Below are 15,177 nucleotides of genomic sequence, written 5' to 3' on the forward strand. Positions count from 1 at the left end.
CCTATCGAATGATGGCGATCTTCTTCTGCAGGCGACGCACCAGCATCGACAGCGAGAAACAAATGACGAAATAGACAACGGCGGCCACCAGGTAGGTCTCCACCGGCCGGTTGAAGTTCTTGCCGGCGACCTCGAAGCCCTTGAGCAGGTCGTAGGCGCCGATGGCGTAGACCAGCGAGGTGTCCTGGAACAGGATGATGGTCTGTGTCATCAGCACCGGCAGCATGTTGCGGAAGGCCTGCGGCAGCACCACCAGCTGCATGGTCTGGCCGTAGGTCATGCCCACGGCGTAGCCAGCCTGCACCTGCCCCTTGGGCACGCTCTGGATGCCGGCGCGCATGATCTCGGAGTAGTAGGCCGCCTCGAACACCGTGAAGGTGATGATGGCCGACAGCTCCGCCCCCATGGGCCGCCCGATCAGCAGCGGTATCAGCAGGAAGAACCACAGGATGACCATCACCAGCGGAATGGACCGCAGGGTGTTGACGTAGGCCGCGGCGGGCATCACCAGCCACTTCCTGCCCGACAGGCGCATGAGCGCCAGCACCGTGCCCAGGGCGATGCCGCCGAGCATGGCGATCAGCGTGAGCTGGACCGAGAAGATCAGGCCCTTGAGCACGAAGCTCGAAACGACCGCCCAGTCGAGAAAAGCAAAGTCGAGGTTCATCAGTGGCCTCCGATCATGCCGGGCACCTGCACGCGGTGTTCAATGAACAGGGCGATGCGGTTGATGACAAAGGCCGAGAGGAAGTACAGCCCGGTCACGGCGAGGTAGACCTCGATGCCGCGCGAGGTTTCCTCCTGCGCCTGCATGGCGAACATGGTCAGTTCGGCGATGGACACGGCAAACGCGACCGAGGAGTTCTTGATGATGTTCATGCTCTCGCTGGTGAGGGGCGGAATGACGATGCGAAAGGCCATGGGCAGCAGCACGTAGCGGTAGGTCTGCGACAGCGTCAGGCCCATGGCCAGCCCGGCATAGCGCTGGCCCTTGGGCAGGCTCTGGATACCGGCGCGCACCTGCTCGGCGATGCGCGCGGACGTGAAGAAGCCCAGCGCGAAGACCACCAGGATGAAGCTGGGCACCTGCCTCAGCGGTGGCACCAGCGCCGGCAGCACGTGGTACCACAGGAAGACCTGCACCAGCAGCGGAATGTTGCGGAACAGCTCCGTCCACACATTGCCCAAGGCCACCAGCCAACGGCTGGGCGTGGTGCGAAAAATGCCCATGACCGCGCCCACCACCAGGGCCACGGCCAGCGCGAGCACGGCCACGCTCAGCGTCCAGCCCCAGGCCGACAACAGCCAGTCCAGGTAGGTGATGTCCCCGCCCTTGCCGAAGCAAGTGGGCTGGATATCGCCGTCGATGGTGTCCTTGCAGAACACCTGCCAATCCCATGCGCTCATGGTGTTTTCCTTGTTGTTGGTGAGGACGCGACCCGCACAGCGGTGGAGCGTGGGGGCACGACGGGCCAGCCGCCGGGCCGCCCCAAGGCAGGCCCAGCCCCCCGGGGGGCAGCGACCCGCGCAGCGGCGGAGCGTGGGGGCCTTACTTCTTGGCGTAGTCTTCCATCGGCTTGTCGTTGGGGTTGGCCCAGGCCGCCTTGGTGTTCTCGTTGGGGGGCATGCCGACCTTGGTGTTGGACGGGGGAATCGGCTGCTCGAACCACTTGGTCCACAGCTTGGCCACTTCACCCGACTTCATCATGGCCTTGACGCTGTCGTCCACCGCCTTCTTGAAGGCGGGGTCGTCCTTGCGGATCATGATGGCGATGGGCTCGACCGACAGCACTTCGCCGACGATCTTGAAATCGGCCGGGTTCTTGGCCTTGGCGATGTTGCCGGCCAGGATGGCGCCGTCCATCACGAACGCGTCGGCGCGGCCGCTCTCCAGCAACAGGAAGCTGTCGGCGTGGTCCTTGCCCATCAGTTCCTTGAAGTCCACGCCGGTGGCGCGCTCGTTCTTGCGCAGGGTCTGCACAGAGGTGGTGCCGGTGGTCGTCGCCACGCTCTTGCCGTTGAGCTGGGCGATGGAAGTGATGCCCGAATTGGCCTTGACGGCGATGCGCACCTCTTCCACGAAGGTGGTCACGGCGAAGGCCACGTCCTTCTGGCGGGTGGCGTTGTTGGTGGTGGAGCCGCACTCGAGGTCGACCGTGCCGTTCTGCACCAGCGGGATGCGGTTTTGCGAGGTCACCGGCTGGTACTTGATGTCCAGCTTGGCCAGGCCCAGCTGCTTCTGGACGTCGCTCAGCACCTTGTGGCAGATATCGATGTGGTAGCCCACGTACTTGCCATCGCCCAGCGTGTAGGACAGGGACCCCGAGCTCTCGCGCACGCCCATGGTCACGGACCCCGAATCCTTGATTTTCTTGAGGGTGTCGGGCGGCGGCGTCTGCGCCAGGGCGGCCGTGCTGGCCAGCAGGGCGGTCACGACAAACAAGGAATTTTTCATGGTTTCACCTCTTTGGATTGGTGGTTTGGGGAAAAGGGATTCGGTCCAGCGGGCACGGCCGTCAGCCCAGGGGCTTGTCGGTCGGTGAACGGTACAGCTCCAGCAGCGCGTCGGGGGGCGGCCAGTTCAGGTTCAGCCCCTTGGGGGGAATGGGGCTCTGGAACCAGCGGCGGTAGATCTTCAGAACCTCGCCCGAGCGCATCAGGCGGGTCAGGCTGCGGTCCACGGCGGCCTTGAAGGCATCGTCGTCCTTGCGCAGCATGCAGGCGTACACCTCGGCCGGCATGGGTCGGCCCACCACGGCCCAGTCGTCGGGCCGATCGGCCTTGGCACGCAGGCCGTAGAGCACGGCATCGTCCATCAGGAAGGCATCGGCCTTGCCCGCCTGCAGCATGGCAAAGGCCTCGCCATGGTCCTTGGCCCGCAGCACCTCGGTGCGCAGCCCGGTGTCCTGGATGTGCAGCAGCAACTGGCGCTCGCTGGTGGTGCCGGCGGTCACGAGCACGCGGCGCCCGCCCAGATCGGTCAGTTCGGCGACGCCCGAGCGCTTGCTGGTCAGCAGGCGCGAGCTGGTCAGGAAGATGGACACCGAGAAAGCCGCCTGGCGGGCGCGGTCCATGTTGTGGGTGGTGGAGCCACACTCCATGTCCACCGCGCCGTTCTGCAGCAGCGGTATGCGGTTCTGCGAGGTCACCGGCACCAGCTTGACCGCCAGCGCGGGCAGCTTGAGTTCGGCCTGCAGGTCGTCCACCACCCGCAGCATCACGTCGTGGGAGTAACCCACCACCTGACGGCGGCCGTCGTAGTAGGAAAACGGCACCGACGACTCGCGGTGGCCCAGGCTGATGGTGGCGGTCTGCGCGATCTTCTGCAGCGTCGCCAGGTGCGGCGCCTCGGCCTGGCCACTCGTGGCGGCCATCAACAGCAGAAAGGAAGTCAGAAATCGGCGCATGGGGGCTGGGGTTTGTGTTCCTTTCTGCAAAGGCCATGCCACCTGGTACAAACCCTCGGAAATGCACCTCGAAACGAACGATCCGCACCCTGGCGGGGCGGCCGTCCCCACCGGAGTGCATCGACACAAACGGAAAACCGGTAGCCAGAAAGTGGCATGTGACGGATTTCCGCCAATCCCACATGCGGCACACTTGCGCGTTGTACCTGCCATGACCCAACACACCGAAACCTCAGCCTCGCCTGCCCCCGCCGACGCCGACCTGGCACCCCTGGGCGCCACACCGCCCGGCCTGTACCGCCACTACAAGGGCGGCTGGTACGAGGTGTTGGACACCGTGCGCTGCAGCGAGACCCTGGCTCCCATGACCCTGTACCGCGCGCTGTACGGCGGACATGGGCTGTGGGTGCGGCCGGCGGCGATGTTTGCCGAATCGGGCGAATTCCAGGGCCGGCAACAGCCCCGCTTCACGGCCGTTGACTGGCGCACGCTCCAACCCCAGGACCTGCCCGGCGCCCACGCGCTGGTGGCCCATGTGACGCGCCTGCTGCGCGAGGCCGGCCTCGCCCACCGTGCGTCCCCGCCCGAGCCCGACACCTGCTGCGGCCGCGGCTGCAACGGCTGCGTGTGGGAAGGTTTTTACGACGCGCTCGGCTTCTGGCGCGAGGATGCCGCCGCGCTGATCGATCACCACCGCCCGCTGGCCGTGGGCGGCGCCGAGGCGGGCCACCCTGCCTGACCCCGGCCTGTCCACCCACACCGGGCACGCACCGCCGGGAAATAGTCCACAGAAGCGGCCCCCTTGACTTAAAACTTTATAACAATGTCAGTTGTGATACCCGCACCTGACATTCGATGACCCAACCCCACGCGTCCCCACCTCCCCCAATCCCGGCCGCCGACCCGGGCTGGCCGATACGGGTGTCCATCGCCAGCGTGGTGGTGCTGTGCATGCTGATCCTGGCGGCGGGCGTGCTGGCGCTGGGCACCTACGGCTCGCGCCAGAACGCCATCAACACCGCCACCCGCACCGCACGCGACGCCGGCCGCCTGGTCACCGAACAGGCCCGGCGCATGCTGGAGCCGGCGCAATCCACGGTGCGCCAGTTGAGCTTCGACCCGCTGGTGAGCGCCACCACCCTGCAGCAGCGGCTGGAGCGCATCTACGTGCTGTCGGAGGAACTGGCCGTCAACGAACTGATCTCGGCCATTTACGTGGGCTACGACAACGGCGACTTCCTGCTGGCGCGCCCGCTGGACCGCCCCGAGATCCGCCAGCGCTTCGAGACGCCGCCGATGGCCAACTTTCTGGTCCAGTCGGTGACGCAACAGCCCGATGGCACACGTCGCGGCGAGTACCACTTCTTCACCGCCAACGGCACGCTCGTCCAGCACCGGGCGCAGGCCGACTACCAGTTCGACCCGCGCCCGCGCCCCTGGTACCAGGCGGTCAGGGACACCGGGGGCTCGGTGCTTTCGGCGCCCTATGTGTTCTTCACCACGCAGCAGGTCGGCATCACGCTGAGCCAGAAAAGCCGCACCGGCCACTCGGTCATCGGCATCGACGTGGTCATGGACGACCTGGCCGCCAGCCTGGGCGACCTGCGGGTCACGCCCAACACCCAGCTCGCCCTGATCAGCCCGCAGCGCGAGGTGCTGGCCTACCCCGAGATGGACCGGGTGCTCAAGCGTGCCAACAACAGCTTCGACTTCAAGACCCTGGAGGAGCTGGCCGAGCCCAGCCTGACGCCTCTGGGCGAACTGCTGACCGATGACAAGCCGGCCTCGCTCTACGAGGTCAACGGGCGGGAATGGCTGGGCGTGGCGATGGACTTCGACGTCTGGCGCAGCCCCGGCATGAAACTGCTGGTGGCCCTGCCCAGCAGCGAACTGATGGGCGCGATCGAGCGCCGCCGCCTGCAGGTGATCGCGCTGGTCATCGCGCTCGTGATCGCCCTGCTGCCCCTGGGCTGGTGGGCCGGCGCCACCATCGGTCGCAGCCTGGACAGCCTGTCGCGCCGGGCGCTGCGCATCGGGCGTTTCGATTTCGCCCGCACCAGCCACCGCAAGCGCAGCTGGGTGCGCGAGGTCAACCAGCTGTTCCGCGCCATGGACGGCATGGGCGCGACGATCGACAACTTCCTGCGCATCAGCGAAACCATGGCCACCGAACCCAAGGTGGAGCGCATGCTGGAAAACGTGCTGCGGCAGTTCCTGGATGCGACCCGCTGCGAGGGCGGCGCGGTCTACCTCTGGAACGAAGAGCAGGCGGCCATGGTGCGCGCGGTGGCCATCGGCACGCTGCCGCCCTCGCTGGTCGGCCAGTTTGCCTACGGCGCCCAGCGCAGCGCACGCAGCGGCACCCGCCAGGTGGCCGGCGGCCAGCACCAGATGGAACTGGCGCTGCGTGGACGCACCGGGCAGCTGCAAGGCCTGCTGGTGCTGAGCCATACGGGCGACGAGGAACACGGCGACGACGCCTTCATCGCCTTCGCCACGCGCCTGTCGGGCATGCTGGCCGTGTCCATCGAAACCCGCCAGTTGATCGAGGCGCAGAAAAACCTGCTGGACGCCGTGGTCCGCCTGATGGCCGACGCCATCGACGCCAAGAGCCCCTACACCGGCGGCCACTGCGAACGGGTGCCCCAGCTCGCCACCATGCTGGTGGACCGCATGAGCGCCGACAGCGGCGGCCCCTACGCCGCTTTTGCGATGAACGAGGACCAGCGCTACGAGTTCTACCTCGGCGCCTGGCTGCACGACTGCGGCAAGGTCACCAGCCCCGAACACATCGTCGACAAGGCGACCAAGCTGGAGCTGATCTACAACCGCATCCACGAGCTGCGCATGCGCTTCGAGGTGCTGTGGCGCGACGCCGAGATCGCCCACCTGCGGCGCCTGGCCGCTGGCGTCGAGGCAGCCCCCTCCGAGGCCGAGCGGGACGCGCGCCAGGCCCAGCTGCGCGAGGATTTCGCCTTCGTGGCCCAGTGCAACGTGGGCGGCGAGTTCATGGCCGACGCCGCCATCGAGCGCCTGCGCGCCATCGCCGGGCAGACCTGGCAACGCCACTTCGACAACCGCCTGGGCCTCTCGGGCGAGGAATTGCGGCGCCTGTTGGCGGTGGAGCCCGAGGCCCCTGCCCTGCCGGTGGCCGAGCCGCTGCTGGCCGACCGACCCGAACACCTGGTGCCCTGGGGCAGCCACCGGCCGCCGGTGGAGAAGGACGACCCGCACAACCGCTATGGTTTCGACATGGTGCTGCCCAGCCACCAGCAGCACATGGGCGAGGTCCACAACCTGTCGGTGCGCCGTGGCACGCTGACCGACGAAGACCGCTTCAAGATCAACGACCACATCGTGCAGACCTACATCATGCTCAAGGGCCTGCCCTGGCCACGGCATCTGTCGCGCGTGCCCGAGATCGCGGCCACCCACCACGAGAAGCTGGATGGCCAGGGCTACCCGCGCCGCCTGCCCGCCGAGCGCCTGAGCACGGCCGACCGGGTGATGGCGCTGGCCGACATCTTCGAGGCCCTGACCGCCGCCGACCGCCCTTACAAGTCGCCCAAGACCCTGTCGGAATCGCTCCGGATCATGGCCTTCATGTGCAAGGACCAGCACCTGGACAGCGAGCTGTTCCGCTACTTCCTGCACAGCGGCGTGTGGCGCGAATTCGCCGACCGTTTCATGTTGCCGGCGCAGATCGACGAGGTGGACGTCGCTGCGATCGAGAAGCTGTTGCCGGTGTCCGGTTGAAAGACCCTGGGCGGGCTCAGGGCGGCAGGGCATCCGGCTCCGCGGCTGTCCTCCGCCGGCTGCGCCGGCTCCCCCTTTATGCCGCTGCGCCGGACGCCCCACCACCCTGATCCATCACGCGCATGGGCACGCCGGCCTGCCCACACCCGGACTGGCCTGGTCGGTGGGGTGGACGGCGCAGCGAAATAAAGGAGGAGAACCGGCGCAGCCGGTTCGGGGGACATTCGCGGAGCTGTTCACCCCATCGGCCAGGCCCGCCAACGCCTTATCCCAGGCATCAACGCGCCAAAGACGACCCGCAGTGGTGGCAATACGCCGCCTGCGACGCATGCCCCTCCTGCCCACAGACCTGGCACACCCGGTCCGGCTGGCGCGCACCCGCCGCGGCCGCCTGGTCGCGGCGCTGGATGGTCATCTCGGCCGTCACGATGCCGGTCGGCACGGCCAGCGTGCCCCAGCCCAGCAACATCATCATCGATGCGATCAGGCGCCCGAAATCGGTCTTGGGCGTGATGTCGCCAAAACCCACCGTGGTCATGGTGGTGATGGCCCAGTAAATGGCGGTCGGGATGTTGACGAAGCCGTTGGCCGGGCCCTCGACCACGTACATCACCGTGCCCATCACCACCACGATCATCAGCACCGCCGACAGAAAGACCATGATCTTGCGCCAGCTCGCCAGCAGCGCGCTGCCCATGGCCTGGTATTCGCTGATGAAGGTGGTCAGCTTGAAGATGCGGAACACCCTCAGCAAACGCAGGATGCGCACGTCGATGAGGGCGTGCAGTTCGGGCACGAACAAGGCCAGGTAAGTGGGCAGGATGGCCAGCAGATCGATGACGCCGAAGAAGCTGCGCGCGTAGCGCAACGGGCGTGTCACGCACAGCAGACGCAACACGTACTCCAGCGTGAACAGCAGCGTGAAGGTCCACTCCAGCACGTTGAACACGCCGCCCCAGCGGGCCTGCAGCGAGCCCACGCTGTCGGCGACCACCACCACCAGGCTCAGCAGGATCAGGACAATCAGGGCCTGATCAAACAGGAGGCCGGCGCGGGTGTCGGACTCGAAGATGACGCGGAACAGGCGTGCCCGCCAGCCCGATGCCGGACGGCCATAGCGTTCGTCCGAAGGGACCTGGCCGGCGCCGCGGCGCACGGAAGAAGGGGCAACAGGGGCGGAACTCATGCCGCGATGTTACGCAGCCCGGCCGCCCCGGGGCTCAGTCGACCTTGGCGCCGCCCTGGAACCACTGGGCGAACAACGCCCGCTCGCCCTCGGTCAGGCCGGTGGCGTTGTTCATGGGCATGGTCTTGGCGACCACCACCTGCTGGTAGATGGCCTGGGCATGCTGCGACAGCAGGGCCGGGCTGTCCAGGCGCACCCCCTTGGACTGCAGGGCCTCGCCGTGGCACATCGCGCAGCGCTGTTCGACCACCGGCTTGAGCTGGGCGTAGCCCACCTGGGCGGGCGCGGCCGCCGCTGCCGGCGCGGGCGCGGTGGGCGCCGGCTTGAGCCACACGATCAGGGCCAGCAAGGCTGCCACGCCCACCGCCGCGTAAGGCCAGGGATGCGGGTTGCGGCCGAGCTTGAAGCCGTGGCGCATGACGAAGAACTGGCGGATGGCGGCACCGGCGAACATCATGCCGATCAGCACCAGCCAGTTGTGGCTGTTGGCGTAGGCAAAGCTGTAGTGGTTGCTCAGCATGGCGAACAGCACCGGCAGCGTGAAATAGGTGTTGTGCACGCTGCGCTGCTTGCCGCGTTTGCCGTGGATGGGGTCGACCGGGCGGCCAGCCTTGAGGTCGGCCACCACGGTCCGCTGGCCGGGGATGATCCAGAAGAACACGTTGGCGCTCATGGCCGTGGCCAGCATGGCGCCCACCAGCAGGAAGGCCGCGCGGCCGGCGAACAGGTGGCAGGCCAGCCAGGCCGCCCCACACACCAGCACCAGCACCAGGGCACCCACCTTGGCGTCGCCGCCTTCTTTCTCGCCCAGCAGGCGGCAGATGCCGTCGTAGAGCAGCCAGAACACGACCAGGAAGGCCAGCGCGGCGGCGATGGCGGCCGGCGGGCTCCAGGCCATGACCTTGGGGTCGATCAGGTAGACGCTGGGGCTCCAGAGGTAGGAGATCAGGAACAGCGCGAAGCCGCTGAGCCAGGTGGAGTAACTCTCCCAGTAGAACCAGTGCAGGTGCTCGGGCAGCTTGGGCGGCGAGACGTTGAACTTGACCGGGTGGTAGAAGCCGCCGCCGTGCACGGCCCACAATTCGCCGCTGACGCCCTGCTTTTTCAGGTCGTCGTCGACCGGGGACGTCAGGCTGCTGTCGAGAAAGACAAAGTAGAAGGAGGAGCCGATCCAGGCGATGGCGACGATGACGTGCAGCCAACGCACCAGCAGGTTGGCCCAATCAAGCAGGTAGGTTTCCATGGGGTCAGGTTCGTTGTCGGGACTCGTGGTTCACCACCGCGGGCGCTCTGAACCATCAACAAACCGCGAACCAGACAGCCCGGGGGCCGCCAGCACCGCTGCGATTTCGGGTCGAAGTGTATACACTTTCAGTCGCCAACACCAGTGAGGGTTTCCCCCTGGTGCAGCAACAACTGTGCCGCCACGCTGGCGGCGATCACCTCGGGTGCCTTGCCGGTGATGCCGGGCAGGCCGATGGGGCAGGTGACGTGGGCCAGTTCCCCGGCCAGGAAGCCGCGCGCCTCCAGCCGGTGCCGGAAGGTCGCCCATTTGGTGCGGCTGCCGATCAGCCCCACAAAAGGCAGGTCGCCCCGCTCGCGCTGGCGCAGCAGGCAGGCGGCCACGATGTCCAGGTCCTCGGCGTGGCTGAAGCTCATGATCAGCACCCGCGCGCCCGGGCGCAGGTCGGCCACGGCGCGTTGCACCGGGTCGGAATGTTCGGCCAGCACCTGCGGCGGCAGATCGGTGGGGAACATCTCGTCGCGGCTGTCCACCCAGTGGATGTCGAAAGGCAGGGGCAACAGGGCCGCCACGATGGCACGCCCGACGTGGCCCCCACCGAACAGCGCCACCGGCGTGTGGGCGGCGCGCAGGCGCCGGGCCAGCGCCTCGCGGTCGCGCGGTCCCACCCATTCGTAGCGCAGCGTGACCTCGCCGCCGCAGCACTGGCCCAGGCTGGGACCCAGCACCACGGTCTGTTGCTCGGTACCCGCCTGGCCGGCCCGCAGCAGGGCGCGGGCCCGCTCGCAGGCCTGCCACTCCAGGTGGCCGCCGCCCACGGTGCCTATCTGGCCGTCGGCCAGCACCGCCATCCAGGCCCCGCGTTCGCGCGGCACCGATCCACGGGTGGCGTGCACCTGCACCACCACGGCAGCGGTGTGTGCCAGCTGATCGATCAATTGGGCCAGCAAGGACATCGGGTAAGCAATTGCAAGGATTGTCAGCCCGTCAGTATGCCCCGCAACATGCGTGGTCAGGGGCGCGCCACAGGCATACACTCCTTCCGCAAAACCGCATGAGTCCCCCCATGAGCCTTCGCCACCACGCCACGCCGTCGCCCACCCAACGCCTGCTGCGCGCCCTGCCGCTGGGCGTGCTCACCCTGCTGGCCGCCTGCAGCAGCCCGGTGACCGCCCCCCCGGCCGGCGCACCCGCGGGCCCACCGATGGCCACCTCACCCACCACACCGTCCAGCGGCAGCCCGTCGCCGTCGGCGCCCGGCCCGGCCAGCGTCAAACCCTCGTATGCGAGCGACCCGCGCAGCTACCGCCGTGACGCCGCCGCTCACCTGTATGCGCTCAACAACGGCCGCATCTACAGCGGCAAGCTGCCGCCGCTGCTGTACGCCATCGGCGTGATGCAGGTGGAACTGGACGCGCGCGGCCAGGTGCGCAGCTTTGGCTGGTTGCGCGCGCCCAAACATGCGCCCGAGGTCATGGCCGAGATCGAACGCACCGTGCGCCGCGCGGCGCCCTACCCGGCGCCGGCCCGGCTGGGCAAGGTCGTCTACACCGAGACCTGGCTGTGGGACAAGAGCGGGCGCTTCCAGCTCGACACGCTGACCGAGGGCCAACGCTCGGAGCTGTGATGGCGAGGTTTCGCCGCTGCGGCGTGCAGCAGGCCTTCAGCTGCCGCGGTAGGTGGAATAGCTCCAGGGGCTGACCAGCAGCGGCACGTGGTAGTGCTGGTCGGTGTGGGCCACGCCGAAGTCCAGCGCCACGCGGTTCAGGAAGTTGGGCTCGGGCAGGGCCACGCCGCGCGCCTGGAAGTATCCCTGCACATCGAACACCAGGCGGTAGGTGCCCACGCGCAGGCTGGCGTTGTCGTAGAGCGGGCCGTCCGGGTTGCGGCCGTCGGCGTTCAACTGGAAGCGCTTGACCAGCGTGGCGCGCGGCTCGTCGCTGCCGGCCACCGCTTCGGTGGTGTAGAGCGCCACCGACATGCCCGCCGCCGGGCAGCCGTTCATGGTGTCGAGTACGTGGGTGCTGAGGCCCATGGTGTTTCCTTGTGAGTGAAGTGGGTGGGACGGCCAGGTCGGCCAGGCTCTAGGGGTTTATCCGGTCGACTAAAAGTGTATACAGTTTTTTGATTCGTGGCTATGATCTGGTCATGGAATCATCCAGCACACGCCACATCGTCGAAACCCTGAGCCGGGCCATCGTCGAACACCGCCTGCACCCCGGCACCAAGCTGGCGGAGCAGAAACTGGCCGACCACTTCGGCGTCTCGCGCACCCTGGTGCGGCAAGCGCTGTTCCAGCTGGCGCAGAACCGGCTGATCCGCCTGGAGCCGGCGCGCGGCGCCTTCGTGGCCACGCCCTCCGTGGACGAGGCGCGGCAGGTGTTTGCGGTGCGCCGCATGCTCGAAGCCGAGATGACGCGCGAGTTCGTGCGCACCGTCACACCGGCCAAGATCAAGGCGCTCAAGGCCCACATCGCCGAGGAAAAGAAGGCGCTGGACGGACAGGACGTGGCCAGCCGCACCGAGCTGCTGGCCGATTTCCACGTCCGCATGGCCGAGCTCATGGGCAACCACGTGCTGGCCGAGCTGCTGGGCGAACTGCTCTCGCGCTGCGCCCTGATCACCCTGATGTACCAGAGCGCCGGCGCGGCCGGCCATTCGCACGATGAGCACGAGGCCATCGTCAAGGCCCTGGCCGCCAAGGACACCGAACTCGCGGTGCGCCTGATGCAAGAACACCTGCAACACGTCGAGGCCAACCTGACCTTTGACCGCAAGCTGCCCTCCAACGACCTTTCGATGGCCCTGTCATGAGCTCCACGAAACACCCCGCTTCCCGCGTCTACGACACCACCCAGCCCTACCCCCGCGACCTGGTCGGCCATGGCCGCGACGTTCCCCATGCCCAGTGGCCCGGCGGCGCCCGCATCGCGGTGCAGTTCGTGCTGAACTACGAGGAAGGCGGCGAGAACTGCGTGCTGCACGGCGACGCCGGCTCCGAGCAGTTCCTGTCGGAGATGTTCAACCCCGCGTCCTTCCCCGACCGCCACATCAGCATGGAAGGCATCTACGAATACGGCTCGCGCGCCGGTGTCTGGCGCATCCTGCGCGAATTCGAGAAGCGGGGCCTGCCGCTGACCGTGTTTGGCGTGTCCATGGCGCTGGAGCGCCATCCCGAGCTGACCGCCGCCTTCGTCGAGCTCGGCCACGAGATCGCCTGCCACGGCTGGCGCTGGATCCACTACCAGAACCTGGACGAAGCCATCGAGCGCGAACACATGCAGCGCGGCATGGAGACCATCGAGCGCCTGACCGGCGAACGCGCCCTGGGCTGGTACACCGGCCGCGACAGCCCCAACACCCGCCGCCTGGTGGCCGACTATGGTGGCTTCGAATACGACAGCGACTACTACGGCGACGACCTGCCTTTCTGGATGCAGGTGAAAAAGAGCAATGGCGAGGTCGTGCCGCAGCTCATCGTGCCCTACACGCTGGACGTGAACGACATGCGCTTCGCCTTGCCTCAGGGCTATTCGCACGCCGACCCCTTCTTCCAGTACATGAAGGACAGCTTCGATGCGCTCTACGCCGAGGGCGACCCGGGCGGCGACAACGCGCCCAAGATGATGAGCATCGGCATGCACTGCCGCCTGCTCGGACGCCCCGGGCGCATCACCGCGCTGCAGCGTTTCCTCGACCACATCCAGCGCCACGACAAGGTCTGGGTCTGCCGCCGCCTCGACATCGCGCGCCACTGGAAAGCCACCCATCCCTATCCCTCCACCCAAGCCGGGGCCTGAGCCATGCCGCTGACCATTGACCAACTCAACACCGCGCCGCTGCCCGATGTGGCCGCCGCGCTGGACGGCCTCTACGAACACTCGCCCTGGATCGTCGAGCGCACGCTGGTGCAGCGCCCGTTTCTGTCGCTGGCGCATTTCAAGCACGCGCTGGTGCAGACCGTCAAGGCCGGCGGGCGCGTCGCCCAGCTGGACCTGATCCGCGCCCACCCGGAGCTGGCGGGCAAGGCCATGGTGGCCAAGACGCTGACGGCGGAATCGACCAACGAGCAAGGCAAGGCCGGGCTGACCGACTGCACGCCCGAGGAATTCGCGCGTATCCAGCAGCTCAACGCCGACTACAACGCCCGCTTCGGCTTCCCCTTCATCCTGGCCGTGCGCGGCCCACGCGGCACGGGGCTGAACAAGGCCCAGATCATCGAAGCCTTCGGCCGCCGCGTGCACCACCACCCGGACTTCGAGCTGGCCGAGGCCTTGCGCAACATCCACCGCATCGCCGAGATCCGCCTGAACGACAAGTTCGGCGTCGAGCCCACCCTGGGCAATGACGTCTGGGACTGGCAGGAAAAACTCAGCGTCCACAGCGACCCCGGTTTTGCCGAAAAAGGCCAGCTCACCGTCACCTACCTGACCGACGCCCACCGCGCCTGCGCGCAACGCATCAGCCACTGGATGCGCGACTGCGGCTTCGACGAGGTCGAGATCGACGCCGTGGGCAATGTGGTGGGCAGGTACCACGGTGCCACACCCAATGCGAAATACCTGCTGACGGGATCGCATTACGACACCGTGCGCAACGGCGGCAAATACGACGGGCGCCTGGGCATCTTCGTGCCCATGGCCTGCGTGCGAGAGCTGCACCGCACCGGCCGCCGCCTGCCCTTCGGCTTCGAGGTGGTGGGTTTTGCCGAAGAGGAAGGTCAGCGCTACAAGGCCACCTTCCTCGGCTCCGGTGCGCTGATCGGGGACTTCAAGCCCGAGTGGCTGGACCAGAAGGACGCCGATGGCATCACCATGCGCGAGGCCATGCAGCACGCCGGACTGTGCATTGACGACATCCCCAAGCTGCGGCGCGACCCGGCCCGCTACCTCGGCTTTGTCGAGGTGCACATCGAACAGGGCCCGGTGCTCAACGAGATGGACCTGCCGCTGGGCGTCGTCACCTCCATCAATGGCAGCGTGCGCTACCTGGGCGAGGTGATCGGCATGGCCAGCCACGCCGGCACCACGCCCATGGACCGCCGCCGCGATGCCGCCTGCGCCGTGGCCGAACTCGCGCTCTACCTCGAACAGCGCGCCGCCAAGGACGGCGACTCGGTGGCCACCATTGGCCAGCTCCAGGTGCCCAGCGGCTCCATCAACGTGGTGCCGGGCCGTTGCAGCTTCAGCCTGGACCTGCGCGCCCCCACCGACGCCCAGCGCGACGCCCTGGCCGGCGACGTGTTGGCCGAGCTGGCCGCCATCTGCGAGCGCCGCGGCTTGCGCCACACGCTGGAGGAAACCATGCGCGCCGCCGCCGCCCCAAGCGCGCCCGCGCTGCAGCAGCGCTGGGAAGCCGCCGTGAAGGCCCAGGGCCTGCCGCTGTTCCGCATGCCCAGCGGGGCCGGCCACGACGCCATGAAGCTGCACGAGGTGATGCCCCAGGCCATGCTGTTCGTGCGAGGCGAGAACAGCGGCATCAGCCACAACCCGCTCGAATCGACCAGCAGCGAGGACATGCAGCTGTGTGTCCAGGCCTTTGCCCACCTGCTCGACAGCCTTGCCCAAGATCCCCTTTGAGAACGA

The 15,177-nt window shown here is 67.5% G+C and carries 14 protein-coding genes; 6 read left to right on the forward strand and 8 right to left on the reverse strand.

Annotated elements, in window-relative coordinates; genetic code table 11:
* Position 1 precedes the first annotated feature (1 nt).
* The 4 genes from AAHB17_RS10175 to AAHB17_RS10190 all read right to left on the reverse strand — a co-directional run bounded on the left by AAHB17_RS10175 (position 2) and on the right by AAHB17_RS10190 (position 3,407).
* The gene (locus AAHB17_RS10175; protein WP_342130449.1) at positions 2-667 is read right to left on the reverse strand and encodes an amino acid ABC transporter permease; all 666 of its coding nucleotides are present in this window, start codon (positions 665-667) and stop codon (positions 2-4) included.
* Positions 667-1,407: an amino acid ABC transporter permease gene (locus AAHB17_RS10180; protein WP_342130450.1), complete on the reverse strand. Its 741-nt coding sequence runs from the start codon at positions 1,405-1,407 to the stop codon at positions 667-669. Before AAHB17_RS10180 ends, AAHB17_RS10175 begins: the two co-directional genes overlap by 1 nt.
* A gap of 142 nt (positions 1,408-1,549) precedes the next feature.
* Positions 1,550-2,455, reverse strand: coding sequence for an amino acid ABC transporter substrate-binding protein (locus tag AAHB17_RS10185; protein WP_342130451.1), 906 nt, complete (start codon positions 2,453-2,455; stop codon positions 1,550-1,552).
* Positions 2,456-2,516: 61 nt separating this feature from the next.
* Positions 2,517-3,407 carry a transporter substrate-binding domain-containing protein gene (locus AAHB17_RS10190; protein WP_342130452.1) on the reverse strand — a complete coding sequence of 297 codons (891 nt, stop codon included), beginning with the start codon at positions 3,405-3,407 and terminating at the stop codon, positions 2,517-2,519.
* A gap of 211 nt (positions 3,408-3,618) precedes the next feature.
* Here AAHB17_RS10190 and AAHB17_RS24745 point away from each other — a divergent pair, with 211 nt between their 5' ends.
* Together AAHB17_RS24745 and AAHB17_RS10205 are read left to right on the forward strand one after the other, a co-directional pair.
* Positions 3,619-4,146, forward strand: a complete 528-nt coding sequence (locus AAHB17_RS24745) for a DUF1653 domain-containing protein (protein ID WP_446719582.1) — start codon at positions 3,619-3,621, stop codon at positions 4,144-4,146.
* 116 nt (positions 4,147-4,262) lie between these two features.
* On the forward strand, positions 4,263-7,163 hold the full coding sequence (locus AAHB17_RS10205; RefSeq protein ID WP_342130453.1) for an HD domain-containing phosphohydrolase: 2,901 nt from the start codon (positions 4,263-4,265) through the stop codon (positions 7,161-7,163).
* Positions 7,164-7,440: 277 nt separating this feature from the next.
* Here the strand turns inward: AAHB17_RS10205 and AAHB17_RS10210 are convergent, their stop codons facing one another.
* From AAHB17_RS10210 to xdhC, 3 genes are all read right to left on the reverse strand, one after another.
* Positions 7,441-8,349, reverse strand: a complete 909-nt coding sequence (locus AAHB17_RS10210; RefSeq protein ID WP_342130454.1) for an ion transporter — start codon at positions 8,347-8,349, stop codon at positions 7,441-7,443.
* A 34-nt stretch (positions 8,350-8,383) separates the two neighbouring features.
* The gene (locus tag AAHB17_RS10215) at positions 8,384-9,592 is read right to left on the reverse strand and encodes a urate hydroxylase PuuD (protein WP_342130455.1); all 1,209 of its coding nucleotides are present in this window, start codon (positions 9,590-9,592) and stop codon (positions 8,384-8,386) included.
* A gap of 128 nt (positions 9,593-9,720) precedes the next feature.
* Positions 9,721-10,548, reverse strand: coding sequence for a xanthine dehydrogenase accessory protein XdhC (xdhC, locus tag AAHB17_RS10220; RefSeq protein WP_342130456.1), 828 nt, complete (start codon positions 10,546-10,548; stop codon positions 9,721-9,723).
* A gap of 110 nt (positions 10,549-10,658) precedes the next feature.
* Between xdhC and AAHB17_RS10225 the strand changes: the two genes are divergently transcribed.
* Positions 10,659-11,219: a hypothetical protein gene (locus AAHB17_RS10225; protein ID WP_342130457.1), complete on the forward strand. Its 561-nt coding sequence runs from the start codon at positions 10,659-10,661 to the stop codon at positions 11,217-11,219.
* Positions 11,220-11,255: 36 nt separating this feature from the next.
* Here the strand turns inward: AAHB17_RS10225 and uraH are convergent, their stop codons facing one another.
* On the reverse strand, positions 11,256-11,627 hold the full coding sequence (gene uraH, locus AAHB17_RS10230; RefSeq protein ID WP_342130458.1) for a hydroxyisourate hydrolase: 372 nt from the start codon (positions 11,625-11,627) through the stop codon (positions 11,256-11,258).
* Between the two features lie 113 nt (positions 11,628-11,740).
* Between uraH and AAHB17_RS10235 the strand changes: the two genes are divergently transcribed.
* The 3 genes from AAHB17_RS10235 to uraD are packed head-to-tail and all read left to right on the forward strand — an operon-like array spanning position 11,741 to position 15,171.
* Entirely contained in the window at positions 11,741-12,406 is a 666-nt protein-coding gene (locus tag AAHB17_RS10235) for a GntR family transcriptional regulator (protein WP_342130459.1), read from the forward strand.
* Positions 12,403-13,392 (forward strand): allantoinase PuuE, encoded by a 990-nt coding sequence (puuE, locus tag AAHB17_RS10240; RefSeq protein WP_342130460.1) that lies wholly within the window; start codon positions 12,403-12,405, stop codon positions 13,390-13,392. The genes AAHB17_RS10235 and puuE overlap by 4 nt, the downstream gene beginning before the upstream one ends.
* A 3-nt stretch (positions 13,393-13,395) precedes the next feature.
* A complete protein-coding gene (gene uraD / locus AAHB17_RS10245) occupies positions 13,396-15,171 on the forward strand; it encodes a 2-oxo-4-hydroxy-4-carboxy-5-ureidoimidazoline decarboxylase (RefSeq protein WP_342130461.1) in 1,776 nt (591 codons plus the stop codon).
* The last annotated feature ends 6 nt before the right edge of the window (positions 15,172-15,177 follow it).

It is taken from the genome of Hydrogenophaga sp. OTU3427, assembly GCF_038440225.1.
Taxonomy (GTDB): Bacteria; Pseudomonadota; Gammaproteobacteria; order Burkholderiales; family Burkholderiaceae_C; genus Hydrogenophaga.

What these genes read in the sequence shown, in the direction of transcription:
- AAHB17_RS10175 (WP_342130449.1), bottom strand. Translation starts at nt 667, where the DNA reads ATGAACCTCGACTTTGCTTTTCTCGACTGGGCGGTCGTTTCGAGCTTC.
- AAHB17_RS10180 (WP_342130450.1), bottom strand. Translation starts at nt 1,407, where the DNA reads ATGAGCGCATGGGATTGGCAGGTGTTCTGCAAGGACACCATCGACGGC.
- AAHB17_RS10185 (WP_342130451.1), bottom strand. Translation starts at nt 2,455, where the DNA reads ATGAAAAATTCCTTGTTTGTCGTGACCGCCCTGCTGGCCAGCACGGCC.
- AAHB17_RS10190 (WP_342130452.1), bottom strand. Translation starts at nt 3,407, where the DNA reads ATGCGCCGATTTCTGACTTCCTTTCTGCTGTTGATGGCCGCCACGAGT.
- AAHB17_RS24745 (WP_446719582.1), top strand. Translation starts at nt 3,619, where the DNA reads ATGACCCAACACACCGAAACCTCAGCCTCGCCTGCCCCCGCCGACGCC.
- AAHB17_RS10205 (WP_342130453.1), top strand. Translation starts at nt 4,263, where the DNA reads ATGACCCAACCCCACGCGTCCCCACCTCCCCCAATCCCGGCCGCCGAC.
- AAHB17_RS10210 (WP_342130454.1), bottom strand. Translation starts at nt 8,349, where the DNA reads ATGAGTTCCGCCCCTGTTGCCCCTTCTTCCGTGCGCCGCGGCGCCGGC.
- AAHB17_RS10215 (WP_342130455.1), bottom strand. Translation starts at nt 9,592, where the DNA reads ATGGAAACCTACCTGCTTGATTGGGCCAACCTGCTGGTGCGTTGGCTG.
- xdhC (WP_342130456.1), bottom strand. Translation starts at nt 10,548, where the DNA reads ATGTCCTTGCTGGCCCAATTGATCGATCAGCTGGCACACACCGCTGCC.
- AAHB17_RS10225 (WP_342130457.1), top strand. Translation starts at nt 10,659, where the DNA reads ATGAGCCTTCGCCACCACGCCACGCCGTCGCCCACCCAACGCCTGCTG.
- uraH (WP_342130458.1), bottom strand. Translation starts at nt 11,627, where the DNA reads ATGGGCCTCAGCACCCACGTACTCGACACCATGAACGGCTGCCCGGCG.
- AAHB17_RS10235 (WP_342130459.1), top strand. Translation starts at nt 11,741, where the DNA reads ATGGAATCATCCAGCACACGCCACATCGTCGAAACCCTGAGCCGGGCC.
- puuE (WP_342130460.1), top strand. Translation starts at nt 12,403, where the DNA reads ATGAGCTCCACGAAACACCCCGCTTCCCGCGTCTACGACACCACCCAG.
- uraD (WP_342130461.1), top strand. Translation starts at nt 13,396, where the DNA reads ATGCCGCTGACCATTGACCAACTCAACACCGCGCCGCTGCCCGATGTG.